The sequence below is a fragment of the Lactobacillus helsingborgensis genome, assembly GCF_000970855.1.
In the GTDB taxonomy this organism is placed as follows: Bacteria; Bacillota; Bacilli; order Lactobacillales; family Lactobacillaceae; genus Lactobacillus; species Lactobacillus helsingborgensis.
The window spans coordinates 850,076-874,471 of the sequence record NZ_KQ034046.1 but is presented as its reverse complement, the minus strand read 5'-3'; the positions used below and the strand labels follow the sequence as shown (position 1 = coordinate 874,471).

Sequence of the window (24,396 nt, the reverse complement as noted above, 5' to 3'; positions counted from 1 at the left end):
TCCCATTCTAATACTTAGCTTTTTCAACAATTTGTTTAACAATTAGAGCACTATAGTGCTTTGATCCCAGTGGCGTTGGGTGCGTTTTATCTTCATATAGCCAATTTGGATGCTGATTGGCATTTGAATACCAGTCAATAACAGTAAAATTAGGGTATTTTTTTGCTGCTTCATTTAATAAACTATTAACCTCATTTTGCCACGGTTTATTTGGTACATAAGTATTAATCCAAAATACTTGTTTCTTTTTTCCTATTTGCTTCATGAGCTCATTTAGATCTGCCATTTTAAACGGACCGTTAGTGCCCAAACCAATCAAAATATTTTTACCCAGTGCATTTTTACTTCTATAATGCTTAAGCAAGCTAAAAGAAACACTTAGCTGCCGCGAAATTGCCGCATCGATCACGGCCTTAGGCATTAAACGGTTTAAATCATCGCTGGAGCCCGCCATAACTGAATCACCAATTGCTGTGAGTTCAACTTTACGCGCCAATTGCAGCTCAGTTTGTGAGATACCATATTTCATGAATGATTTATTAACAGGATGCTTTTTAGCAGCACGTTCAGCTTCCTTTAATAGTTTAGCCTTTTTTTGTTCTTTGGGGCTAACATTTTGGCGCTTAGCAATTAGTGCCTTATTATTTTTCTCTTGCTCTTTGCAATTAGCTCTAATTCTCCGCGCAAGTTGCGTCTGATTGAAATTTTGGGCTTTAACTGTTGGGGAAACAAGAATTGCGATACTTCCAATTAGAAAAATTAAGCTTGCCAAAATAGCTTGGGCCCGAAGCAGATAATTACGGGTATTTTTAGCAAAAACCTGCCGCCAAAATTGTTTCAGTTTCAGCCAAGAAATTTTGCCCAGAGGTTTTTCTACAAACCTGTATGATAATTCACTGAAAATAAGAATTAAAATTAACTCTAGCAAATGATAAAGTTGAACATGATCTGCCATGTTAGAAACTTTATCTTCAAAGAAAATCATCACTGGAAATTGGTAGAGATAAATTTCATAGCTGCGTGAGCCAAGCCAATTGAATATGGGATTAGTCAACCAGTTATTCCAGTGGCAGCCAGGATGAGCTGTTACACCGACAAGCAGAGTAACAAATATGGTAAATAACAGCATCCCGCCGTAATAAGGAAAAGCACTTTCCGGATTCATGGCTGGATTGAAAAACAAAATTAAAATACCAATGAGACTAGTTAAGCCTATCAGGTCTAAAGTAATAGTATCACTAGTTTTAATGTTGCTTTTTAGTTTGTTTAGTGGCCAAATTACCGCTAAAGCTGCTCCCAAGCCCAGTGCAAAGAACCTGGTATCTGTACCATAATATATTCGGTTAATATCAACACCCGATTTATACATTAGTGCCATTTCACAAGCTGAAAGAATGGACAAAGTGCAAATAATACTAAAAATATATTTTCTTTTTTTACCATACTTTACCAGTAAGAAAATAACTACTGGCCACAACAGGTAAAATTGACCGTTAATTGACATAGTCCATAGGTGGACAAATGGCGATTCATTGACTGCAAAGCGCTCAAAGTAGCTTTGCCCGTTGAGAATTTGCCAGAAATTATAAACGTTAAGCAGATTAGCCACCACAATCTGACTTAGTTTAGCCAGTAAATTGCGTTGAAATAAAATAATATAAGCAGCTGAAAACCATAGTACCGCAATTAGTGGCGGATAAATTTTTTTCAGCCTGCTTAAATAAAACTTTTTACTATCATAAAAGCCTTTTTCTTCATAAGACTTTAGTATCTGACACGTAACAAGATATCCAGACAAAACAAAGAAAATCGGTACACCAAGATACCCGCCCACAAAAGTATTAGGGTCAAAGTGATATAAAATCACTCCGATTACCGCCAAAGCTCTAAGTCCAGAATATCCTGTAATAAACCGATTTTTTGTCATATCTTTCAAAACTTTTCTATTATTTTATTGGACAAATTCAAAATTGAATGAACCAATGATTACATCATCGCCGTCAACGGCTCCTTTTTTACGTAATGCATCATCAACACCTAAGTTTTTCAGCTTGCGTGCGAGTCTCATAACTCCGTCATGGTAGTCAAGATTAGTCCGTTCAACCAACCTCTCAATACCTTCACCTTTGATTTCAAAAACATGTTCTTCTAATCTAATAATTTCGAATTCTTGTTTTTGCTTTTGTTCATATTTGTATTCTTTAACATTTTGAACGTTTTCAGTGGTCTTGGCAACTTGTTCTTTTTCAGCTTGTTCTATCAAACTAGCCGTATCCTGCATCAATTGGTCAATACCCTTGTGAGTGACACTAGAAATAGCATAAACTGGCTTGTTAATTTGCTGAGACTTTAAGTCCTTTTTAAATTGACTTAATTTTTCTTCTGCACCCGGGATATCCATTTGAGTTGCAACAATAATTTCACGTCTCTTTTCAAGGCTCTGATCATATTGCAGCAATTCGTGACGAATAGTCTGATAATCTTTGATTGCTTCACGCCCATTAGCAGGATCCATTGCCACTAAATGCAAAATTACTTTAGTTCTTTCAATATGACGTAAAAATTGGATTCCCAATCCTACACCATTACTTGCCCCTTCAATTAAGCCGGGCAAGTCTGCCATAGAAAAATCACGTCCATCAGGTAAAATTACCATGCCCAAATTGGGAGTCAAGGTCGTAAAAGAATAAGCAGCAATTTTAGGTTTAGCTTTAGTTACAACAGATAATAAAGTTGATTTGCCTACAGAAGGAAAGCCCACAAGACCAACATCTGCCAAAACCTTTATTTCTAAACGTAAAACCCGGTCTTCTCCTGGTTCCCCATTTTCAGCAATTTCAGGAGCGGTATTAACACTGGTGGCGAAATGAATATTGCCGCGACCTCCGCGGCCCCCGCGTGCAACCACTAATTCTTGTTTATTTTTAGTGAGGTCACCAATTTCTTCGTTAGTCTCAAAATCATAAACAGTTGTACCAACAGGTACTTTTAAATATAAGTCGCTTGCTCCTCGACCATATTGTGATTTAATGCGACCGTTTTCGCCATTTTCAGCTTTAAATTTACGGCGATAACGAAAGTCCATTAATGTTCTTAAACCGCTGTCAGCAACAAAAATAATGCTGCCGCCACGACCTCCGTCGCCGCCAGCTGGTCCGCCATTAGGGACATATTTTTCATGGCGGAAAGCAACCATACCGTCGCCACCTTTTCCGGCTTGGACTTCTATCTTAGTTTGGTCGACAAATGTTGGCATAAAGATTCTCCTTCCGTCTTTCTTAACCTTATTACTATACCACAAATGCTTAGTGGAATTTGGGTTTAAATCAATAATTACAACGTTAATTTAACAGTTTGAGCCTGCGGTAACGTCAAACCAACAGAGCGCAATTCATCAATTGAAGCTTCCTTGATTTTTCTCAAAGAGCCAAAATGTCTTAATAGCTTATTCCTGCTTTTAGGACCAATTCCTTTAATAGAATCAAGTTTACTTGACAGTGCATTTTTGGCATGTGTTTTTCTATGAAAGGTAATAGCAAAGCGGTGTACTTCATCCTGAATTCTAGTCATCAAATAAAAGCCTTGTGATTTTGGATCTAACGGAATTAACTTTAAGGGCACACCATTAATAGGATCTCCATACAAAAGATGATTTGTGCGGTGCTTATTATCTTTAACCATACCAGCTACTGGAATGTTAAGGTCTAGCTCATTTCTTAAAATATCTTCACACGCATCAACCTGAATTTGACCACCGTCCATTAGAATTAAATCCGGCATTGGTTTATGCTCTTTAAGTAGTCTGCTGTACCGCCTGCGGACAACCTCACGGGTATTGCGCACTTCATCACCACCATTTTGATGCTCGACTTCGCCCTTTAATTTATATTTCCGGTATGAATTTTTGTCCGGTTCGCCGTCTCTAAAAACTACCAAAGCCGAAACTGGGTCAGCTCCTTGAATATGTGAATGGTCGAAACTCTCAATGACATGACCATAAGGCAACCCCAAGGAATCAAAAATTTCTTTCTGTGCTCCTTTAGTTTTTCTATTGCCTAATTCCAGCAAGCGAAATTTTTCGTCCAGCTTGAGTTTGGCATTGTCTTTTGCCATATTTAATAAGGAACGCTTTTGCCCTCTTTTTGGCGTTCTCACCGGTACATGTAAAACCTCGCTTAGAGCTTCATTATCAATTTTGGCAGGCACAAGAACTTCTTTAGGCAGTATTCTATTTCTTTGCCCGTAAAATTGCACAATAAACGAGGAGAATGTATCTTCAGGATCATTAGTATCAGTTAACGGATACATCCTAGTTTCGCTTCTGAGCAGCTTAGCTTGTCTTAAAAAGAAAATTTGAATGGCAATCCAAGATTTATCAACGTAAAAGTTAAAAATGTCACGTTGAGTATTGTCATTCGAAATTATTTTTTGCTTTTCAACGGTTTCTTCAATGTAATTAAGTTGATCGCGAATTTCAGCTGCGCGCTCAAATTCCAGGTTTTGAGATGCAGTTTCCATCCTTTGATTAAGGTCTTTTTTGACCCAACCAATATCACCGTTCAGAAAACTTTTGATCTTTTTGATTTGAGCGGCATAAACTGATTTGGGTACATTTTTAAAGCAGGCGCCAAGGCATTGACCCATATGATAATATAAGCAAGGCCTACCTTGTTTACCATGACAGCGCCTTAACGGAAAAACTTTCTGGATGAATTTGAGTGTAGCCTGAGCAGCGTAAACATTCGGGTAAGGGCCAAAATAATAGCCCCCATCTTTTCTAATAATACTAGTTAATTTTGTTTGAGGATCTCGCTCGTTAGTAATTTCAATATAAGGGTAACCTGTACCTTGCTTTAATTGTACATTATAATATGGCTGATACTTCTTAATTAATGTTACTTCAAGTAAAAATGCTTCCTTATCTGTCGAAACCGTGATGATATCGTAGTCACTAATATTTTCAACTAATTCAGCACGTCTTCCAACCTGAGTACTTTTAAAATAAGAACGTACACGACTTTTTAGATTTTTTGACTTGCCGACATAAATTACTTTACCGTTAACATCCTTCATCAAGTAACAACCTGGCTTAGCCGGTAATAGTTTTAACTTATTTTCAATTAATTGCGATGCCAAAAAATCACTCCCTCCAAAATCAGCTATATTATTTTAACATATAATTTACCGTTTGAAATTTGCTTTTGCTCATTAAACACTTTATGCTATTACTTAAATTATTATAATCATTATCTGTTTGCTTTACATAAATAATATTATTTAAACTTAGTTCAAAAATCTAGCTAGCTACTTAATATTATTTTTATTATAATGAAATCAGGAAGGAATTTAATTATGGGTTTAACATTCAAAAAACAAGATGAACTAGAAAAACTATTCGATAAATTTGCGACAGTGCCAAAAGATAAAAAGAAAAAGTTCACCAAAGACAAAGACGAAAAAGACAAGCAAAAGGATAAATAAAAATGGTTCTCCTAAGAGAACCATTTTTTTCTTACAAATTTACAGATTTTGTTCAATCCATTGCCACACTTCTTTGACATGTAATTTTTGAACTGAACTAAAAGTAAGGACTTCCACGTTATCGTGCTTTAGATCAAGCTTATGACTTAATGCACTGAGGACCTGATTTCGCTGATTTTTCTTAATCTTGTCAATTTTTGTGCAAACCACCAAAATCGGTAGATTTAAATAAAGCGCATAATTATACATGGCTATATCATCTTTTGTAGGATCATGGCGACCATCGATTAAAATGATTAAACCTTGCAAGTTTGCTCTGGTTTCCAGATAATCTTGAATCATTTCGCCGAACTGCTGTCTTTTCTTTTGCGAAACTCTGGCATAACCATATCCAGGAACATCAACTAGGTAAAAGTCATCGTTAACTAGATAAAAATTTAGTGTTTGCGTCTTACCCGGTTGACCCGACGTCCGCGCTAAATTTTTACGGCCTAACAATGTGTTAATTAAGCTTGATTTACCCACATTTGAGCGTCCTGAAAGTGCAATTTCCGGTAAATTATCAGTTGGATATTGTTCCTCTCGGACTGCACTAATAGCGTATGAACTATTTTTAATGATCATTAGCAGCCTTTATTTCCAAATTATCTTCTGGATTATCATCTTCACGGCGAGTTACTTCAGGATCAGCGTTACTCTCAATTACATCTTTAGTAACTTTTACTTTTTCAATGTCCGGTTCACTTGGCGTTTTATACATGATACCCATCATCGCGTTTTCAATTATAGTACGCAAACCTCGAGCACCCATATTACGTTCGATTGCCAAATCAGCTATCGCCTTTAAAGCTTCCTCAGTGAACTCTAAGTTGACTTGATCAAGTGACAATAGTTTCTTATATTGTTTGACTAGAGCATTCTTTGGCTCAGTCAAAATTCTTACTAAATCAGCACTGTCAAGTTTATCCAAAGTAGCAATTATAGGTATTCTTCCGATAAATTCCGGAATTAAGCCAAATTTAACCAAGTCACCTGTCGTCAGATGTTCTGTCCAGGAATCATCCTGAACTTTATTCAATTCATTTTCAGCACTAAAACCTATTATTTTTTTGCCCAGACGATTTTTAACGATCTGCTCAATGCCGTCAAAAGCACCACCGACAATAAATAAGATATTCGTAGTGTCAATCTGAATTAATTCTTGCTGTGGATGCTTACGACCACCTTGAGGTGGCACAGAAGCAATTGTACCTTCCAAAATTTTCAGTAAAGATTGTTGTACACCTTCGCCAGAAACATCACGGGTAATCGAGACATTTTCAGACTTTTTAGAAATTTTATCAATTTCATCTATATAAACAATGCCGCGTTCTGCACGCTCAATATCATAATCGGCATTTTGCAATAACTTAAGCAAAATGTTTTCAACGTCTTCACCGACATAACCAGCCTCAGTTAAAGTAGTTGCATCTGCAATAGCAAAAGGCACATCTAATATTTTAGCCAATGTTTGGGCTAAATAAGTTTTTCCTGACCCAGTTGGTCCGATCAAAGCAATATTTGATTTTTGTAATTCGGTTGAAGAATCTACGTCCATTTGGGTGACACGTTTATAGTGGTTATATACAGCAACCGAAAGAATTTTTTTAGCACGTTCTTGCCCAATAACATATTGATCAAGCTGCTTTTTTATTTCCATTGGCTTAGGTAAATCACGTGCCTTTTTTAATGAGTCAGATTTCAATTCATCATCAATAATTCTTTTTGATAAATCCACACACTCATTACAAATATAAACACCATTACCAGCAATCATCTTTTTAACTTGATCTTGTGTTTTATCACAAAAGGAACATTTAATTTCCTCTTGTTGATCAGTAAATTGTGATGCCATCATATTCCTCCTCATATCTTCAACTTTAAGGTTAGCATAAAATAGAGGCTATACATGAATTTTTTGCTCGGAGATAAAATAAAGAGGCAGTATGACACTGCCTCAGTATTTCAGAGATAAATCCTATTTTTTATCAGACTTTTTTTCGTCTTCTTTTATTTTGGATTTTGCAACTTGCTTTGCGCTGTCAGCAACAATGTCAATTGCTTTACGCACATTAATGTCATGAGAAAGCATATCATCAGTCAGAGTATTACGGACAGTCTTTTCGTCCATGTTGTATTCACTGGCTAAGTTCTTAATTTCCTTGTCAATTTCTTCTTTTGAAGCTTTAATTTCTTCTTTTTTGACAATAGCTTCAAGAACCAAGTTAGTTTTTACTCTTTCTTCAGCATCCTTAGCAAATTGTGAGCGTAATTGTGCTTCAGTAGTATTAGTTATCTTGTAGTAAGTTTCTGGACTAATACCTTGGCGTTGCATATTTCCTAGATATTGATTCATTTGGGTATTAATATCTTCTTGAATCATTGCATCTGGAATTTTATCAATGGTAGCATTATTAACTGCACCTTCGATAGCTGCTTGCTCAATTTCTTCTTTTGCAGAATCTTCTTTTTGAGCTTTCAAGTCCTTCTTGATCTTTTCTTTGAGGTCATCAAGAGTATCTACCGAGTCATCTACATCTTTAGCAAATTCATCATCTAATTTAGGTAATTGCTTTGATTTTACTTCATGAATCTTAGTTGCAAAGTGAGCTTCTTTTCCAGCTAAATCTTTTGCTCCATAATCTTCAGGGAAAGTTACAACAACATCAACATCATCTCCAGCTTTATGACCAATCAATTGGTCTTCAAAGCCAGGGATAAATGTGTTAGAACCTAGTTCAAGCGAGTAATCGTCTGCAGAGCCACCATCAAAAGCTTTATCGTCAATTGTACCTTTATAGTCAATAGTTACGGTATCGCCCTTAGCTGCAGCGCTCTTTTTCAAGACTAATTCAGCATTCTTTTCGCGTTCTTCCTTTAGCTTGGCATCGATATCTTTGGCATAAACGCGAGTATTTTGCTTAGGAACTTCAATTCCCTTGTATTCACCTAATTTAACTTCTGGTTCAACAGTAACTGTGGCTTTCATTTGCCAGTCCTTACCCTTTTCCATTGAAACAGGCAAAATTTGAGGTTGACCAACAGCAGCAACATCAGCTTCTTTGATAGCAGCAGAATATGCTGCTGGTAAAACGATGTTTAATGCGTCTTCATATAATGATTCTTCACCGTAATACTGATCAAAAATAACACGGGAAACGTGTCCTTTTCTAAAGCCCGGGACACGCAGACTATTTTTCACTCTCTTAAATGCTTGATCTAGCCCACGCTTTACTTCAGCTTGGGGAATATCAAAAGTAAGTTCACCGGTAGTTTTATCGGTTTTATTCCATTTTACAGACATTAATTAAATACCTCCAATGTCAAGTTAAATTGCATCGTTACATACTAAATTATCTTACATTAAACGCTCGTAAAAAACAAATTTAGGCAAAAAAAGATGTACTTCTATGAAGAAGTACATCTTTTTAAACTGTCTTTTAACGAACTAGTCAAGAATTTCAGTAACTTGACCAGCACCAACAGTACGACCACCTTCACGGATAGTGAACTTAGTACCCTTTTCAATGGCTGCTGGTTTAATTAAGTTAACAGTAAACTCTGTGTTATCACCAGGCATAACCATTTCAGTACCTTCTGGTAATTCAATTTCACCTGTAATATCAGTAGTGTGGAAATAGAATTGCGGACGGTAGTCTGAGAAGAATGGAGTATGACGTCCTCCTTCTTCCTTCTTCAGTACGTAAACTTGACCCTTAAACTCGTGGTGAGTTTGAATTGAGCCAGGTGCAGCTAGAACTTGTCCACGAACAACTTGGTCACGGTCAATACCACGAAGCAATACACCGACATTATCTCCGGCTTCACCTAAGTCCAAAGTCTTGTGGAACATTTCCAAACCAGTAACAACTGATTTAAGAACTTTATCAACTAAACCAACAATTTCAACTTCATCACCGATCTTAACTGTACCACGATCAATACGACCAGAAGCAACAGTACCACGACCAGTAATAGTGAAGACATCTTCAACTGGCATTAAGAAAGGCTTGTCAGTTTGACGTTCTGGAGTTGGGATATATTCATCAACTGTATCCATCAACTTCAAAATAACTTCTTCTTGTTCCTTGTCGCCTTGTAATGCCTTCAAAGCTGAGCCACGGATAACTGGAATATCATCACCAGGGTAATCGTATTCAGTTAATAAGTCACGAACTTCCATTTCAACTAAGTCGATCAATTCTGGGTCGTCAACTAAGTCAGTCTTGTTTAAGAAAACAACGATGTAGTTAACACCAACTTGACGAGCAAGCAAAATGTGTTCACGAGTTTGAGGCATAGGACCATCAGTTGCCGCAACAACTAAGATAGCTCCATCCATTTGAGCAGCACCAGTAATCATGTTCTTGATGTAGTCAGCGTGACCTGGGGCATCCATGTGGGCGTAGTGACGATTTTCAGTTTCGTACTCTACGTGAGCGGTATTGATAGTAATACCACGTTCTTTTTCTTCTGGCGCAGCATCAATTTCTGAGTAATCTTCAGCCTTAGCCAAGCCCTTTTCTGATAAAACTTTAGTAATAGCCGCTGTTAAAGTGGTTTTACCATGGTCAACGTGACCGATAGTACCAATGTTTACGTGTGGCTTTGTTCTAACGTAATGTTCTTTTTCTGCCATTAAAATGACCCTCCTGTAAATTTGCAAGAAGTCCGTTGAGTAAGTAACGGATAGTTCTCTGTTGAATATTGTACTACTTTCATTGGCAAATGCCTAGTATTTTAATGCATAGAGCCATGCCTAATGAAAACGTCCTTTGCTATTATACTAAATACTTTGAAAAAGTAAAGGTATTTGTCCAATTTTATTCGGATATATTATGATCAATTCTCTCAAACAGTTTTTGATTGCTCCTACCATCTTGGTTTTCAATATATGAAGCAATATCACTGGCAAAACTATCTGGATCATCAACATACTTACTTAGTTTAGGATAAAGACTGCCTAAAATCAAATTTACTTCGCCTAAAACCGCTGGAAGTTGGCTCGGTTTATGATAATATCTCGATCCAATACCAGAAACAACTTCACGATAAATTGGCTCTTTTTCAAGCAAGTTAATTTTTTGCGGGATAAACTCCTCAGTCTGCCCTAACACTAATACCTTGAACTTTTCCTTAATGCCTAAGCGAAATAAATCCTCACATAAAACTATGCGGCTAGCAAAATTCAAGCTAGGATCAATTAGTAAGCTTTGAGCATAATTTTGGAAGTTAATTAAATCAAGTTTAAAAAGTTGCTCATAGTCAAATTTTGTCGGTTTGCTTTTTCCTTTAAAATTGAGCATTATTTGCTGCTGCTCTTTCAAAGGAACAGGCTGAATTTTATCCGGCAAATCATAACCGGTAATATTTTTCACTTCAAGTGCTTCAATCAAAAAGTTATTCGCCTGTAAAACTTTACTATAAACAGAGAAAACTTGGGCATCAGTAAATAAATCTTTTTCTTCTTTAATTAGTTCATAGGCTGAATAATTCTGCCCATTCTTAATGTACATCTGACAAAGATTGAGAACAATTGTCTCACTGTAGCCATCTCGTAAAGCTTCTTCCAAATATTGAACTGCTTGGGGAAAGTCACCATTTGTTGCAACTTTATTTGCCAAATTAAGCAAATTTTTTTGACTTAACGACGTCATTATTTATCTTTCTTGACAATCCTTTGGCCAGTCTTATTAACATCAACTGGATGATGGGTTTCTTCCTTCGTCTGCTCATTCTTGCTATTTCTTTTTTGCATAGCACGGTGGCGATTCTGATTAACCTCCATTACTACTGGTAAAACCACTGGTCTGCGATTTGTTTTACGATATAAAAACTTTTCCAAATCGTTACGGACATCTTGTTTAATTTCAGTCCAATCAAATTTTTTATGTTCAAAATTGTTGTTAATAGTTTTTTTAATCAATTCAATGCTGTCACGCATTAACTGCTGGTTGGCCTTAATATAAACAAAGCCCCGACTTGTTACCTGTGGTTGAGCTATAATTTTTTTCTTACGCCGGTCAATCGTAACTACAGCAATAAAAATACCATCATCTGACAATACTTCACGATCGCGCAGTACGATGTTGCCAACATCGCCAATACCAGAGCCGTCAATCATTGTATCTTCTCCTGGAACCGGATCAGTCAGGTAAAGTCGTTCTTGGTTAAAATCGTAGCTTAAGCAATCACCATTTTTCGTGATAAAAATATTTTCTCTTTTTAGTCCGGCTCTGATAGCTAAATCTTTATGAACCTCAAGCAGTCTGTATTCACCAATTACAGGAATTAAGAACTGGGGCTTTAAGATACCAATTAGAAGTTGGAGATCCCTGCCGGTAGCGTGACCACTAGTGTGTTTAGCTTTACCAAGCTGGATAACAGTGCCTCCAGCACGATAAACCAGATCACTAGTTTGCGCCACAATCGTTTCAACAGAATGCGACGGTGTTGTAGCAATAAAAACCAAATCGCCTTTATGAATTGTGATCATGCTATGGCGCTTTTTAGCCATTTTTTGCAAGGAATTTAAAGGTTCTCCCATTTGACCCGTTTCAAGAATGACGGTTTTTTCATCAGGAGTTTCTTTTAAATTTTTAACCCGCATTAACAGACCTTTAGGAACTGTTAGATAACCCAAGCTCATAGCTGTTCGCACTATTTTAGCTAAGTCTCTGCCAGTCAATAAAACACGTCTGCCGGTTTTATGCGCGGCATTTAATACTTCTTGAATTCTGATTAAATTAGAAGCTTTAGCCGCTACAATTACTCTGCCCTTGGCATTACGAAAAACATTCGTTACATAATCCCCAATATCCTGTTCTGCAACGTTAGGAAGTGATGCTTCAGCATTGGAAGAATCACTTAACAGTGCCAATACCTTTTTATGTGCTATTTCTGCTAAACGATCCAGATCCGTGCGGTATTTGGGTGCTGCTGAAGGATCAAATTTGAAATCTCCTGTGTAAACAACTTCACCTGCAGGGGTATGCACATCAATTCCCAAAGAGTCAGGAATAGAGTGTGTTGTAGGGAAAAATGAGATATTAGCATTCTTAAATTCAATCTCAGTATCTGCATCGATCACATGAAAAAGACTATTTTTGCAACGTTTGTTTTCGCGTTTAACAGTAATCTTGGCTAGTTCAATTGTTAGTTGTGAACCAAAAACGGGTATGTCGTACTGGCGTAAGATATAAGGCAAAGCGCCGATAGAATCAGCATGTCCGTGTGTTAAAAAGATGCCGACAACCTGATCGCCGTATTGTTCAAAAAAGTCCAGATCTGGAATAACCAAATCAATTCCAAACAACGTACTATCAGGATATTTAAGACCGGCATCAAGAACAAAAATTTCATCATTAACTTGAACGGCGAACATGTCTTTTCCTTGTTCACGAACACCGCTCAGAATCATAATTTTAACTTGATCAGTCATTATATTTCCTTTTCTTTAATTTTCTATTCAGTTGTTATTTAGGGATCGTGTGATCACAACGTAAAAAGTATCTTTTTTTATTCTAGCATAAAATAGCAGTTTGACAAAAATAAAAAAGCCAGTTCAAAACTTTGAACCAGCTTTTTGACATTGCAAATGAAATTAACGACGTAAACCTAATTTCTTAATTAATTCACGATAACGATTAATATCCTTATTCTGTAAATAACGAAGTAAGTTACGACGGTGACCAATTTTCTTTAACAAACCAACATAAGAGTGGTGATCATGTGAGTGATTTCTCATATGCTCAGTCAGATTGTTAATATCAGTAGTCAAGATTGCAACTTGAACTTCAGTTGAACCAGTGTCACCTTCGTGAGTCGCAAAATTTTTAATTATTTCATCTTTTTCTGCTTTTGAAATTGCCATTATTTTTCACCTTTCACTAGAATAATTGCCGTTAACAACGTTAACCGTCAGGTGTGAGCGCGCAAACAGCGTTAACGGTTCACAACAATAGTATAATACAGACAATTTTTTTAAAAAGCAAGTATAATTTATCTTGCATCTGCATTTATCTTTCAGTATAATCTATAAAGTAGAATTACGATTGATGGAGGTGAATTTTTATGCCACAAATTAAATCAGCTATTAAGCGTGTTAAGACTCAAGATGCTACTAGAAAGCGCAATGCCGCTCAAATGAACAAATTAAGAACTGCTATTAAGAAGTTCAAGACTGCTCAAGCAGCTGGTGCTGAGAACGCCTCCGAATTACATGTAGAAGCAGCTCGTGCATTAGATAAGGCCGCTTCCAAAGGTCTTATTCACAAAAATAAAGCTAACCGCGATAAGAGTCGTTTAGCAAAACTTGCAAAATAATGATCTTGATTATTAATAATCAAAAAAGACAGAAATGAATATCATTTCTGTCTTTTTTTTGCTGTAAATATCAAACACTCAGGATAAAAAGTCTTAAAAAATTCTCACTGCGATATTGTCCGTTTTTATAATTAAAATCAAGTTTAATGGCTTCTTGTAATAATTTTTCTAATTTTTGTAAACCTATGTTATTCCTGAGAGCCACCTTAACTCGAAATGGGTGTACACCTAACTCACGCACAATTTCTGCCTCACTTCTCCCTCTGGTTTGCAACACCTTTACCACCAAAATAAACTCTATTTGATTTTCAAAAACAGCTAAAAGCTGCACTGGACTGTTACCATTATGTAGTTGATTATCTAAACGTGTTAGTGCTTCTTGATAATTTTTCCTTAAAGCAACTTCTAAAATAGCGAATATATTTTGTGCTAGTGACAAATCAGTGTTCTTTTCAACTAATGCAGTTGTGATTTTCTGATCGATTGCCGTCATTTTCAGTTTATTGTAGTTACTCAAAACCGTATCCAGCACTTGATCGCTACGCTCCAAAAGCAATTTAAGGGCATCGTCTGTTATTTGGTATTTTTCACTTGTAATCAGCCCTCTGACTACTTTTTTCAGTTCATAGGGCTTTACTTGGGCTTCAACGACGTTAAAATTTTGCGTAATAATTTTAGTTATTTTCTTGCGCCGATCCAGTTTTTCATATGACGCTACCATTATTACCACATCATCCAGTTGGGAACTATTTTCAAAAATATTTTGTAATTGCTCAACTTGTTTATGATATTTTTGTGGTACTTTAGCGGTCAGAAAAAAAGGGTTCTTAACAGTCAGCACTTTTTTTTGACTAAAAAGGCTTGATTCAGTGAGAGCTGCAATTAAATTATCTAATCCATCTGTTTCACAATCAACCATTACCCTTTCATAGTCTGAGAATTGTTCTTCCTGCAGATAGGACTTAGCAAGATAATCGTTTAAAAAAGTATCAGACCCACTAATAAGAGTATTTAGAGTGTTTTGCTGGGAATTCTTAAATAAAGAAAGTAACGTCATTTTTTTGCCACCGGTAAAAATTGTTTAAATTTTGGTTTCATTAATCCGCCATAGTTCCAAGTTATCATACCACAGTCCTGAGTGGAAGCCCATGAGATATGTTGGTTTTGCAGCGTTCCAATTGTTTCTTCATGTGGATGGCCAAACCTATTATGACGTCCGGCAGATACAAAAACTCTTTCCGGCTGTAAAGCCTTTAAAAAATCTGGATTGGAGGCTGTCCGACTGCCATGATGACCTAATTTAAAGTAATCTGCGTGTAAATGGTACTTAGCCATGATTTCTGCTTCCCCTGCTTGACCGAGATCGCCAGTAAACAACCACTGCTTACGGGCTAATTTAAATGTTAATGACAAAGAATCTTCATTTTTGCCAATACCCGGCTTAAACGGGTAAACAATTGCAAAAGAAATATCTGGATATTTAACATTTTGCCCAGCTAATAATTGCACAACCTGCTTTTTACCAATGCGCGAGGCAATCCGTTTACGAAAGGAAGGATTGTCTAGAAGTCCTTGAGCCATGTATAATTTTTTTACCTTAACTTGATCCAGCAATGGTCCCAAGTCTCCCACATGATCTGCATCTTGATGACTTAAAAATATACCATCAATCTTGCTTATTCCCTGTGCTTTTAAAAATGGAATTGTAATTTTATTAACTTGCGGAGTTACTTTTTTACCGTTAAAGTTTAATTTCCCACCAACATCAATCAGAAAAACGCGTCTAAATAAGGGAGTAGATATTAATATGCTGTCACCTTGACCGACATCAATAAATGTTACCTGCCCTTGCAACGGAAAATGGATGCTGAGAAAGATTATTAAATAAAAGAACAAGGTGCCTTTCAAAAGATATTTTTTAAATTTAATGCTAGAAGTTTGTTCATTAATAGCCACTAATATTGCAGAAGTTAGTAAGAGCAAAAATAAGCACTGCCACCAATTGATTTTACCAAAAGTAAATAATCCGATCTGGGTTCTAGAAAACCGCGCAATTAATTGCTCACTCTTTTCTAATATTCCTTCTAACAGCCAACTCAAATGCGGCGTTATTTTAAATACCATTAAATTTAAAAATGTTATCGGCATCACCACCCAATTAAAATAAGGCACAATAATCAGATTAAAGATAACCGTTAGAAAATTAAACTGGAAGAAATAAAACAATAATAAAGGTAAAAGGAGCATGTTTAAAGCAACAGATTGCTTAAAGTTCGTCATTTTATTTGTTAATTCTAATCCTAGTGCCAAGATGTAACTTAATAATGCACCAGTACCGAGCATTAAACGCGGATTGATAAGCAAATGAATTATCGCCGTCAGCCCTAACAAATCTGGTTTATTTATTTGCAGTTTATTTAAAGTTAAAATCTTGCCAATGATATAAGTCAAACTTGCTCTCACAAAACCTGCTTGACCATTACAAAGAAATATCCCTACCAGCAAAATAAGTAAACAAAAACAAAAGGCTTCATTTTCAGTCAACTTGAAAAAATAACAAATCGTACTAATTACGAGGGTATAAATACCAACATGTAAGCCTGAAATACTCAAAATATGAATGACGCCAAGATCGCGATAATTATTTAAGATCGGTTGAAAATCTTGACTGGGATTTTCCCCTAAGAGCAGTTCATAACTGAAAAAAGAAAGTATAGGTGGCATTTTATGCAAGTATGTCTTTAAACGATAGCGTAAATAATGTAAATAATTCCAAAACCCTCTTTTTTCTACTTTAAGATTGCAACTAGTCAATTTGACTTGTTGAGTAATGTTCTTGCTGCGATAAAAAGAACGTAAATCAAATTGTCCGTAATTAGAAGCAGGCTCAATTTGACTTACCTCACCAGCCAAATGAGAAAAAGTAATTTGATAACCCTGAGCAATTTTTCTAAGCTGATTAGGAGTTAATTTTCCCGAAATTAAAATTCTGCCGCCCGGTGTTTTTGCCTCAGCGGAAAACCAATCATCCGAAATTTTAACCTGATCAGGATAAACGTCGACAGTGGCATGAGGCGTCAGCATAAATTTCGTTTCTTTGTTATCGACATGGAAAATAATCGCCATCAGAAGTACTGACAGTAAAATAACCCATTTTAAGTTGCTAAATTTATAAATTAATAATAATGTTAAAAAGCTAATCAAAGCATAACAGACCAATTTTTGCGTTACATTTTGTTTTTGAAAAATAATAAAACTTAAACCAATTAATAAAAGTCCTAATAATAAGAAAAAGCCTGGTCTGAGAATGCTAAATTTCCAGTTGATCCTTAAGTCCTGCAAAAGTTTTGTCCCCTATTCCAGAAACTTGTTTAAGTTCGTCAATTGCTTTAAACTGACCATTTTCTTGTCGGTAACTAATAATTTGCTGGGCCTTTTTTTCACCTATGCCATTCAGTTTTTGTAATTGAGCTGCGTCCGCTGTGTTAATATTGACTTTATTATTTTCAGCTACACTTGTATCGCTCGCCACTTCAGCTGAATTTGGTTCAGCACTGTCCGAAGAATAGGTTTCAACAATTGCTTTTTTAGTGATCTTTTCACCTTTATAAGGAATACGAATTTTATCCTGATCATTCAAAATTAGTGCCCGATTAACATTTTTGATTTGGGCATTGGTTTTTAATCCGCCTGCAGCAGTGATTAGCTCATTTAAGCGAGCTCCTTTTTTTAACGTATAAACACCTTGATTTTTGACTGCACCAGAAATATCACACGTAACATTTTGTGGTTTATCAATTACTTGTTTTTTTGCGGCGGCTTTTACCTGTTCTTTATCATTCTCGTCATTATCAAGGCTTTCTTTATTGGCAAAGGCAGCACTTTTATCCTCATTAAAATCGATCAATTCATCTTTTTGCGTCTCTTTTCTTGTCCAAATGACAATAATTAAAACTAGCAAAACAAGTCCCACGACAAAATAGAGTTTGTATTGTGCAATAAAATTTTTAACTTTTTCCCAATCCATTGTTTTCAACTCCCAATTTTAAGTACGAAAAAAGCTCAAAAAATTTTGAGCTTTTTTATACTTTATTTGAAATTTTTACGTAAATAATTGAGAGCATCATCAAAAGTACGAACAGGAACAATTTTCATTTTTGTTCCGATCTGTTTAGCTGTCTTTTTGGCGACGACATAATTATTGGCGCTCTTTTTCAATCCACCAGTATCAGTAGGGGCAAAGAATACTTCGGCACCTGCCTTATCTGCAGCAACCACTTTTTTATCTACTCCACCAATGATGCCGACTTTTCCAGAAGGAGTAATAGTGCCTGTGCCAGCAATTTTATGGCCCTTTGCTAAATGTTCACCCGAGAAGATTTCATAACTAGTCAGCGTAAACATCAAACCCGCAGACGGTCCACCAATATCGCCTGCATTGATAGTTAACTTGGGCTTGGTTTCAACTTTAGTATGCTCAACTAATTGAATACCAATACCTGGCTTCCCTGTTCCCTTGACTTTAACGATTTTACCGGTAAAAGCAATTTTTTTCTGCTCTCTGAGAACTGTTATCTGTACTTTTGAGCCGATTTTTCTCTTTTGCAGGTAATTGATCATTTCTGCAGTAGAACGGAATCTATGACCGTTAGCGCCTAAAACAGTATCACCAATTTGCAATTTTTTTCTAAAACTCGAACCTTTTTGTACTTGCATTACATAAACGCCTTGATAATGCAACTTAGGCTTAAGTCCAGCTTTCTTAGCAGCACAATAAATAGCATTTTGCTGACTGGTTTCCATATACCAATTTTGCAGTTCTTGATACTGGCTATTTGTGGCGCTGCCTAACAGTTCTTCTTTGGGAACCCGGCTAACATGTTTTTGGGTAAAACTAAAAAGGTATTGCCATACTGAAGCTGGCTGACTAGTTTCACTTACTGTAACCAAATAAAAGTTATTAGGTGCCTTTGAGTTGCTACGCATAAATTGTCCTGTAGACACTGCGCTACCGGGCATTTCAATATAATAATTGGTTGGCCAATTTAAGCCAATAAATATTACAGCGACTGTTAGAATTAACAGGAGGAACTTATTTAGTCTACCCCTTTTTTTGGTCGATTTTTTTGGTTCATTCATCTTTTTCTTTACCTATTTTTTTCCTAATTGCTGCAGCTGCTTTAGCAGGTAAAAATGATTTGGTATCACCATTAAAATTAGCAATTTCTTTCACAATGCTGGACGCAACAAAACTATTCTCTGGTTTGGTAAAAAATAGAACAGTGCTTACGTCCGGTGCTATTTCTTTATTCATTTCCGCGATTTGTTGTTCATATAAAAAATCAGCGTTGTTTCTGACGCCCCGAATAATAACATTAGCTTGAAGATCATGAGCAACATCAACCGTTAAACTATTTGGCCTTAACAGAACCGTCACATTTTTTTCTTCTTTGACAGCATCCTGTGCCAAGGATTGTCTCTCCTTTTCAGTAAAAAGATATTTCTTGGCCGTATTAGTCATTATTACAACATAAATTTGATCAAAAATCTTGGCAGCTTGCTGAATAATATCAACATGACCATTTGTCAACGGATCAAAACTTCCTGGAAAAATAGCGGTACTCATTAATTTTCCTTTCGATAAAAGCGCACAATTGTCTTACCTAAATGTTTTTCCTGCATTAACTTAAAGCCTTCAACCTGACCTAATTCAGTTTCATCATTAGTTTCAGCCACCACAATTGCATCTTGGCTTAATAAAGCTAATTTAAGCATTTTTTTCATGTCAGACACAATGTGTTGCTTGGCATAAGGCGGATCTAAAAAAACTAAATCGAATTTTTGCCCGTCACCTGCTAGCTTATTTAGAGCAACATTACTTGGCATTTTATAGATAGAAAAGCGATCAGGTTCTTTAGTAAGAGCAACATTTTTACGAATTATTTCTACGGCTTGATAATTAATATCAACTATTACAGCCTGGTGACATCCCCTTGAAACAGCTTCAATTCCCAAGGCTCCGCTTCCACCGTAAAGGTCTAAGACGTTGCCCCCTGAAAAAAACTGACCTAAAGCGTTAAAAAGAGATTCTTTAACTTTATCACTTGTTGGTCTGGTTTTTTGACTCTTAAGAGTGTATAAATTGCGCTTGGCGTATTTACCAGAAATAATTCTCATAACAATTGTTCCATATCTTCCTGTGTTTCTTGTAACTTCTTTTCAGCTTGGACACCCAAATCACTTATTTGTTTTTCAATATGATCACTTGAAAGATCAATTTGATCCCAACTTGATTTCGTAACTTGGTCGACAAAATCAAGCGCGTTTAGTTCCTCCCTAATTTCATCAGCATCCTTTTGATTAACATATAAAATGCAGTAAGCACATTTTTTGGAGAAATAGACTATATCCCCATAACGTCGTAATTTGTATTGATTGTTAACAGACTTTAAATAAACAATCAAACTCTGTCTTTGATTAATATTTTTATGCTCCAAATCTTTTTCAATACTCATTCAAGTTCTTCTTTCTCTTTTTTAATTCGTTCATTAGCAGAAATATTTAACACAATACCAATAGCAGCTGAAAGGACGAGCAAAGATGAGCCACCATAAGAAATAAAAGGTAGAGTAACACCCGTGATGGGCAATAAGCCTAAAACAGCTCCCACGTTAAAAAATGTTTGGGTAAAAATAATTGTAGCAATACCAAAACAAACCAGTGCGTTGAATTGAGAAGATGCCTTGTTGCCAACTTCCATTATGCTAAATATCAGGTAAAATATCAGTCCCAAAACCAGTAAAGCTCCTATTACCCCAATTTCTTCGGCAATAATAGCCAGAATAAAATCAGTATATGGTTCAGGAAGATAGCCCCTTTTTTGCATACTGTTTCCTAACCCAACGCCAAGTAGACCACCATTATGAATAGCATAATATGAATTAACTAATTGTGCTCCGCCCTTTTGCTCTAATTCAAATGGATGGAGAAAGGAGAGAAAACGCCGGTACTGGTAACTTTCCTGCAAAAATTCTGGATTCCACTTGATTATCAAAAATACTAACAAAAAGACACTGATGCCGATTCCAATCAGACAAAGCACCGCGTTTTTAGCAGGGACACCTGAAACAGAAAACATCACAATCACTATCATTGCTAGTACTGCAGTACCTCCAAAGTCTGGTTCAATAATAACTAAAAACATCATAAATGCTGCTAAGATGGCCGGTCTAGAGAGATTTTGAATAATGTGCCCCTTCTTAAATGACCCATCATGGCGGTCTAAAAAATAAGCTAGATAGATTACGAGAGCCAACTTGGCTATTTCAAGAGGTTGTATTTTGATAATTTTCAAATCAATCCAGCCAACTGAGCCGTTAACAGCAGCTGCAGATCCTTTGAAAAGTTTTAAACAGATCAGATAAAACAACATTAAAAGACAAATCACTAAAAAGCCGGCAACAAATCTACGACTTTTGAAAATGCCTAATTTTAAAAAAAAGCACAGAGCACCAACCAAAAAAATTGCGCAAAACGCGTATATTGCTTGTCGAATACCATAGATAGCTGGATTGAAGCCATTTACCAATAAAATATCAGAACTGGCCGAATAAACCATCACTATGCCAAAAACAACCAATAATATATAAGGCAGTAAAATATTATAATTTAAATGGTGAAGTTTTTGTCGCACAAGTTGACCTCTTCCCTGTGATTAATACACGTTCATTATAAAGCATTATAAAACAAAAAGGGCACCACTTCATCAGTGAGTGCCCTTCTTAAATAATTTATTTATTTTTATTGCGTTTCTTATCAGCTTTTTGCCGCTCAGAAGTGTTCAGGATTTTCTTTCTTAATCTGATGGAATCTGGTGTTACTTCACAGTATTCATCATCATTTAAAAATTCGATGGCTTCTTCTAGAGTTAAAGTCTTAGGAGTTCTAATCGCAGCGGCATGGTCTTTACCGGCAGCACGAGTATTAGTCAAATTTTTACCCTTAATGACATTAACAGCAATATCACGATCACGTGATGATTGGCCAACAATCATTCCCTCATATACTTCGACGCCGGCACCAATGAATAGTTCTCCACGTTGCTCAACTGTCTGTAAAGAGTAAGTAGTTGATTTGCCTTGGCTAATTGACACAAGTGCACCGTTTTGACGGCCCGGCTCCCAGTTTTTCACAACTGGTTTATATGAATCAAAGCTGTGGTTCATAATGCCGTAACCACCTGTTTGGGACATAAATTCATTGTTATAACCAATTAAGCCACGGGAAGGAACCAAGAAGTCTAAGCGAGTTTGATTATTGCCCGTTGAAGCCATATTTTTCATTTCACCTTTTCTTTGAGAAAGTGAATCAATTACGGAACCAACATACTCGTCAGGTGTATCAACTTGGACTGCTTCAAATGGTTCACACATTTTGCCGTCAATTTCGCGGTAAATAACCTTTGGTCTTGACAGTTGCAATTCAAAACCTTCACGACGCATTTCTTCGACTAAAATTGAAAGGTGCAGTTCACCACGACCAGAAACAGTCCAGGCGTTTAATTGATCAGTAGGCTCAACTCTTAATGAGACATCAGTCCGAGTTTGCTTGATTAAACGGTCTTCCAGTTTCTTAGGCGTAACCTTGTCACCTTCACGTCCAGAGAAAGGAGAATCATTGGCAACAAAATCCATTTGCAAAGTTGGTGGATCAATTTTCAGAATTGGCAATGCTTCAGGATTCTCTGCTGATGCAATAGTTTCACCGACAAAAATATCGTTAATACCGCTGATAGCAATTATATCGCCAGCTTTTGCCTCAGTGATTTCATTACGCTTCAAGCCGAAGAAACCAAATAATTTGGTAACTCTAAAGTTTTGGGTAGAACCGTCACGTTTCATAACTGTGATGTTGTCACCGACTTTGACCCGACCACGGTAAACACGACCAACACCAATTCGGCCAACATAATCGTCCCAGTCAAGCATTGTAATTTGGAATTGCAGAGGCTCATCAGAATTGTCAATTGGTGCAGGAATAGATTTGATAATCGTATCAAATATAGGATTCATAGTCTCTTTCTGCTTGGCTGGATCTGGATCGTATGAAGATGTGCCGTTTAACGCAGAAGCATAGACAACCGGGAAATCTAACTGCTCATCGTTTGCACCTAACTCAATGAATAGTTCCAAAACTTCATCAAGAACTTCTTTTGGACGGGCGCCTGGACGGTCAATTTTATTAATAACTACAATAGGCTTAACCCCAGCTTCTAATGCCTTTTTAAGTACGAAACGAGTTTGCGGCATAGTTCCTTCATAGGCATCTACTAGAAGCAAGGCACCATCAACCATATGCATAATACGTTCAACTTCGCCACCAAAATCGGCATGTCCCGGAGTATCCAAGATATTGATTGTAGTATCGCCATATTTAACCGCAGTGTTTTTGGATAAAATAGTAATACCACGTTCGCGCTCAATATCGTTTGAGTCCATTGCCCGATCTTCCAGAGCCATATGTTCAGGGAGAGTGTCGGATTGCTTCAATAATTGGTTAACCAAAGTAGTTTTACCATGGTCAACGTGAGCTATGATAGCTATATTCCTAATATCGTTTCTTCTTTTTTCTGACAAAAGTAATTCCTCCTCCACTCCTCAATAAAAAAACTGTGACCATGTCACAGTTTCGGCGGCACGTCAAAAACATGCTAATCGAAGTGTTTCATATCTGTATATTTACGCTCATTGATTTTACCACCTAACTATATACTGGTCAACGTTTATCCCTCTTTTTCAAATTAAAAATTTAGTATAGAATAAAAAGCAGACAAATTAGTTTACTTTATGTTACAAATATAACTATAAACTTTTATGAAAGAGTGAATTTAATTGATATTAATGAAAGATATTACCCGTGATGGTAATCCTGTGTTACGTAAAGTCGCTAAACCATTAACTTTTCCTTTAAGTGAACACTACCAAAACTTAGCTAAAGAAATGATGGAGTATCTTGTTAATTCTCAAGATCCTAAAATTGCCGCAAAACACCAACTAAGAGCGGGTGTAGGCTTAGCAGCTCCGCAGGTAGGTGAAAGTGTCCAAATGGCTTCACTATTAGTTCCTAACGATAAGGGTGATATAATTTTTAAGGAAACTTTTGTTAATCCCGAAATATTGTCTGAATCAGTTAGGCAAGCATGTCTCAGTGAAGGTGAAGGCTGCTTAAGCGTTGACAAGGTAATTGACGGGTATGTCCCTAGACCTGACAAGCTAAAGGTCCACTACTACACTGTCTCCGGAGAAGAAAAAACCGTACGCTTAAAAGATTACCCTGCAATTGTAGCATCCCATGAAATCGAACATTTACGGGGACATCTGTTTTATGATCGCATTAATAAGGAAGATCCTTTCAAACTGGATGATGATACTGTTATAATTTATTAATTGTTTTAAAAATATTTAAGCCGTCTTTTTTGATTTGACGGTTTTTTTAATAAAGCTACTAGAACTTGATTCTATACTTGATTTCTTATGTATGGTAGAATTTTAT

The 24,396-nt window shown here is 36.4% G+C and carries 22 protein-coding genes; 3 read left to right on the top strand and 19 right to left on the bottom strand.

Annotated elements, in window-relative coordinates; all coding sequences use genetic code 11:
* Positions 1–7: 7 nt before the first annotated feature.
* From JF73_RS04060 to uvrC, 3 genes are all read right to left on the bottom strand, one after another.
* Entirely contained in the window at positions 8–1,927 is a 1,920-nt protein-coding gene (locus JF73_RS04060) for an acyltransferase family protein (protein WP_046327074.1), read from the bottom strand.
* A gap of 24 nt (positions 1,928–1,951) precedes the next feature.
* The gene (gene obgE, locus JF73_RS04055) at positions 1,952–3,256 is read right to left on the bottom strand and encodes a GTPase ObgE (RefSeq protein WP_046327073.1); all 1,305 of its coding nucleotides are present in this window, start codon (positions 3,254–3,256) and stop codon (positions 1,952–1,954) included.
* Positions 3,257–3,333: 77 nt separating this feature from the next.
* The gene (uvrC, locus tag JF73_RS04050; protein WP_038522445.1) at positions 3,334–5,136 is read right to left on the bottom strand and encodes an excinuclease ABC subunit UvrC; all 1,803 of its coding nucleotides are present in this window, start codon (positions 5,134–5,136) and stop codon (positions 3,334–3,336) included.
* A 216-nt stretch (positions 5,137–5,352) separates the two neighbouring features.
* Here uvrC and JF73_RS09825 point away from each other — a divergent pair, with 216 nt between their 5' ends.
* Positions 5,353–5,481: an SPJ_0845 family protein gene (locus tag JF73_RS09825; RefSeq protein ID WP_255409528.1), complete on the top strand. Its 129-nt coding sequence runs from the start codon at positions 5,353–5,355 to the stop codon at positions 5,479–5,481.
* Between the two features lie 39 nt (positions 5,482–5,520).
* On the opposite strand, the gene yihA is transcribed toward JF73_RS09825, so the two are convergent.
* The 7 genes from yihA to rpsO form a co-directional block, all read right to left on the bottom strand.
* Positions 5,521–6,105 carry a ribosome biogenesis GTP-binding protein YihA/YsxC gene (gene yihA / locus JF73_RS04045; RefSeq protein ID WP_046327072.1) on the bottom strand — a complete coding sequence of 195 codons (585 nt, stop codon included), beginning with the start codon at positions 6,103–6,105 and terminating at the stop codon, positions 5,521–5,523.
* Positions 6,095–7,375 (bottom strand): ATP-dependent Clp protease ATP-binding subunit ClpX, encoded by a 1,281-nt coding sequence (gene clpX, locus JF73_RS04040; RefSeq protein ID WP_046327071.1) that lies wholly within the window; start codon positions 7,373–7,375, stop codon positions 6,095–6,097. The genes yihA and clpX overlap by 11 nt, the downstream gene beginning before the upstream one ends.
* A 123-nt stretch (positions 7,376–7,498) precedes the next feature.
* Positions 7,499–8,824 carry a trigger factor gene (gene tig, locus JF73_RS04035; protein WP_046327070.1) on the bottom strand — a complete coding sequence of 442 codons (1,326 nt, stop codon included), beginning with the start codon at positions 8,822–8,824 and terminating at the stop codon, positions 7,499–7,501.
* Between the two features lie 144 nt (positions 8,825–8,968).
* Positions 8,969–10,159, bottom strand: a complete 1,191-nt coding sequence (gene tuf, locus JF73_RS04030) for an elongation factor Tu (RefSeq protein ID WP_038522433.1) — start codon at positions 10,157–10,159, stop codon at positions 8,969–8,971.
* A gap of 184 nt (positions 10,160–10,343) precedes the next feature.
* On the bottom strand, positions 10,344–11,177 hold the full coding sequence (locus JF73_RS04025) for a hypothetical protein (RefSeq protein WP_046327069.1): 834 nt from the start codon (positions 11,175–11,177) through the stop codon (positions 10,344–10,346).
* Positions 11,177–12,961: a ribonuclease J gene (locus JF73_RS04020; RefSeq protein WP_046327068.1), complete on the bottom strand. Its 1,785-nt coding sequence runs from the start codon at positions 12,959–12,961 to the stop codon at positions 11,177–11,179. The genes JF73_RS04025 and JF73_RS04020 overlap by 1 nt, the downstream gene beginning before the upstream one ends.
* A 162-nt stretch (positions 12,962–13,123) precedes the next feature.
* Positions 13,124–13,393 (bottom strand): 30S ribosomal protein S15, encoded by a 270-nt coding sequence (rpsO, locus tag JF73_RS04015; RefSeq protein WP_038522425.1) that lies wholly within the window; start codon positions 13,391–13,393, stop codon positions 13,124–13,126.
* A gap of 200 nt (positions 13,394–13,593) precedes the next feature.
* Between rpsO and rpsT the strand changes: the two genes are divergently transcribed.
* Positions 13,594–13,845 (top strand): 30S ribosomal protein S20, encoded by a 252-nt coding sequence (gene rpsT / locus JF73_RS04010; RefSeq protein ID WP_038522422.1) that lies wholly within the window; start codon positions 13,594–13,596, stop codon positions 13,843–13,845.
* A gap of 70 nt (positions 13,846–13,915) precedes the next feature.
* Here rpsT and holA read toward each other — a convergent pair whose 3' ends face one another.
* The 9 genes from holA to typA form a co-directional block, all read right to left on the bottom strand.
* Positions 13,916–14,902 carry a DNA polymerase III subunit delta gene (gene holA / locus JF73_RS04005; protein WP_046327067.1) on the bottom strand — a complete coding sequence of 329 codons (987 nt, stop codon included), beginning with the start codon at positions 14,900–14,902 and terminating at the stop codon, positions 13,916–13,918.
* Positions 14,899–17,187 (bottom strand): DNA internalization-related competence protein ComEC/Rec2, encoded by a 2,289-nt coding sequence (locus JF73_RS04000; protein WP_046327066.1) that lies wholly within the window; start codon positions 17,185–17,187, stop codon positions 14,899–14,901. The genes holA and JF73_RS04000 overlap by 4 nt, the downstream gene beginning before the upstream one ends.
* Positions 17,156–17,872, bottom strand: coding sequence for a ComEA family DNA-binding protein (locus JF73_RS03995; RefSeq protein WP_046327065.1), 717 nt, complete (start codon positions 17,870–17,872; stop codon positions 17,156–17,158). The genes JF73_RS04000 and JF73_RS03995 overlap by 32 nt, the downstream gene beginning before the upstream one ends.
* Before the next feature lie 62 nt (positions 17,873–17,934).
* Positions 17,935–18,984: a SepM family pheromone-processing serine protease gene (locus JF73_RS03990; RefSeq protein ID WP_046327064.1), complete on the bottom strand. Its 1,050-nt coding sequence runs from the start codon at positions 18,982–18,984 to the stop codon at positions 17,935–17,937.
* Positions 18,977–19,471 (bottom strand): pantetheine-phosphate adenylyltransferase, encoded by a 495-nt coding sequence (coaD, locus tag JF73_RS03985; protein WP_046327063.1) that lies wholly within the window; start codon positions 19,469–19,471, stop codon positions 18,977–18,979. The genes JF73_RS03990 and coaD overlap by 8 nt, the downstream gene beginning before the upstream one ends.
* A complete protein-coding gene (gene rsmD / locus JF73_RS03980; protein ID WP_046327062.1) occupies positions 19,471–20,022 on the bottom strand; it encodes a 16S rRNA (guanine(966)-N(2))-methyltransferase RsmD in 552 nt (183 codons plus the stop codon). The genes coaD and rsmD overlap by 1 nt, the downstream gene beginning before the upstream one ends.
* Positions 20,019–20,360 carry a DUF2129 domain-containing protein gene (locus JF73_RS03975; protein ID WP_046327061.1) on the bottom strand — a complete coding sequence of 114 codons (342 nt, stop codon included), beginning with the start codon at positions 20,358–20,360 and terminating at the stop codon, positions 20,019–20,021. The genes rsmD and JF73_RS03975 overlap by 4 nt, the downstream gene beginning before the upstream one ends.
* A complete protein-coding gene (locus JF73_RS03970) occupies positions 20,357–21,538 on the bottom strand; it encodes an FtsW/RodA/SpoVE family cell cycle protein (protein WP_046327060.1) in 1,182 nt (393 codons plus the stop codon). The genes JF73_RS03975 and JF73_RS03970 overlap by 4 nt, the downstream gene beginning before the upstream one ends.
* Positions 21,539–21,635: 97 nt before the next feature.
* The gene (gene typA, locus JF73_RS03965; RefSeq protein WP_038522398.1) at positions 21,636–23,480 is read right to left on the bottom strand and encodes a translational GTPase TypA; all 1,845 of its coding nucleotides are present in this window, start codon (positions 23,478–23,480) and stop codon (positions 21,636–21,638) included.
* Between the two features lie 255 nt (positions 23,481–23,735).
* Between typA and def the strand changes: the two genes are divergently transcribed.
* Entirely contained in the window at positions 23,736–24,290 is a 555-nt protein-coding gene (def, locus tag JF73_RS03960) for a peptide deformylase (protein ID WP_038522395.1), read from the top strand.
* Positions 24,291–24,396: the final 106 nt, after the last annotated feature.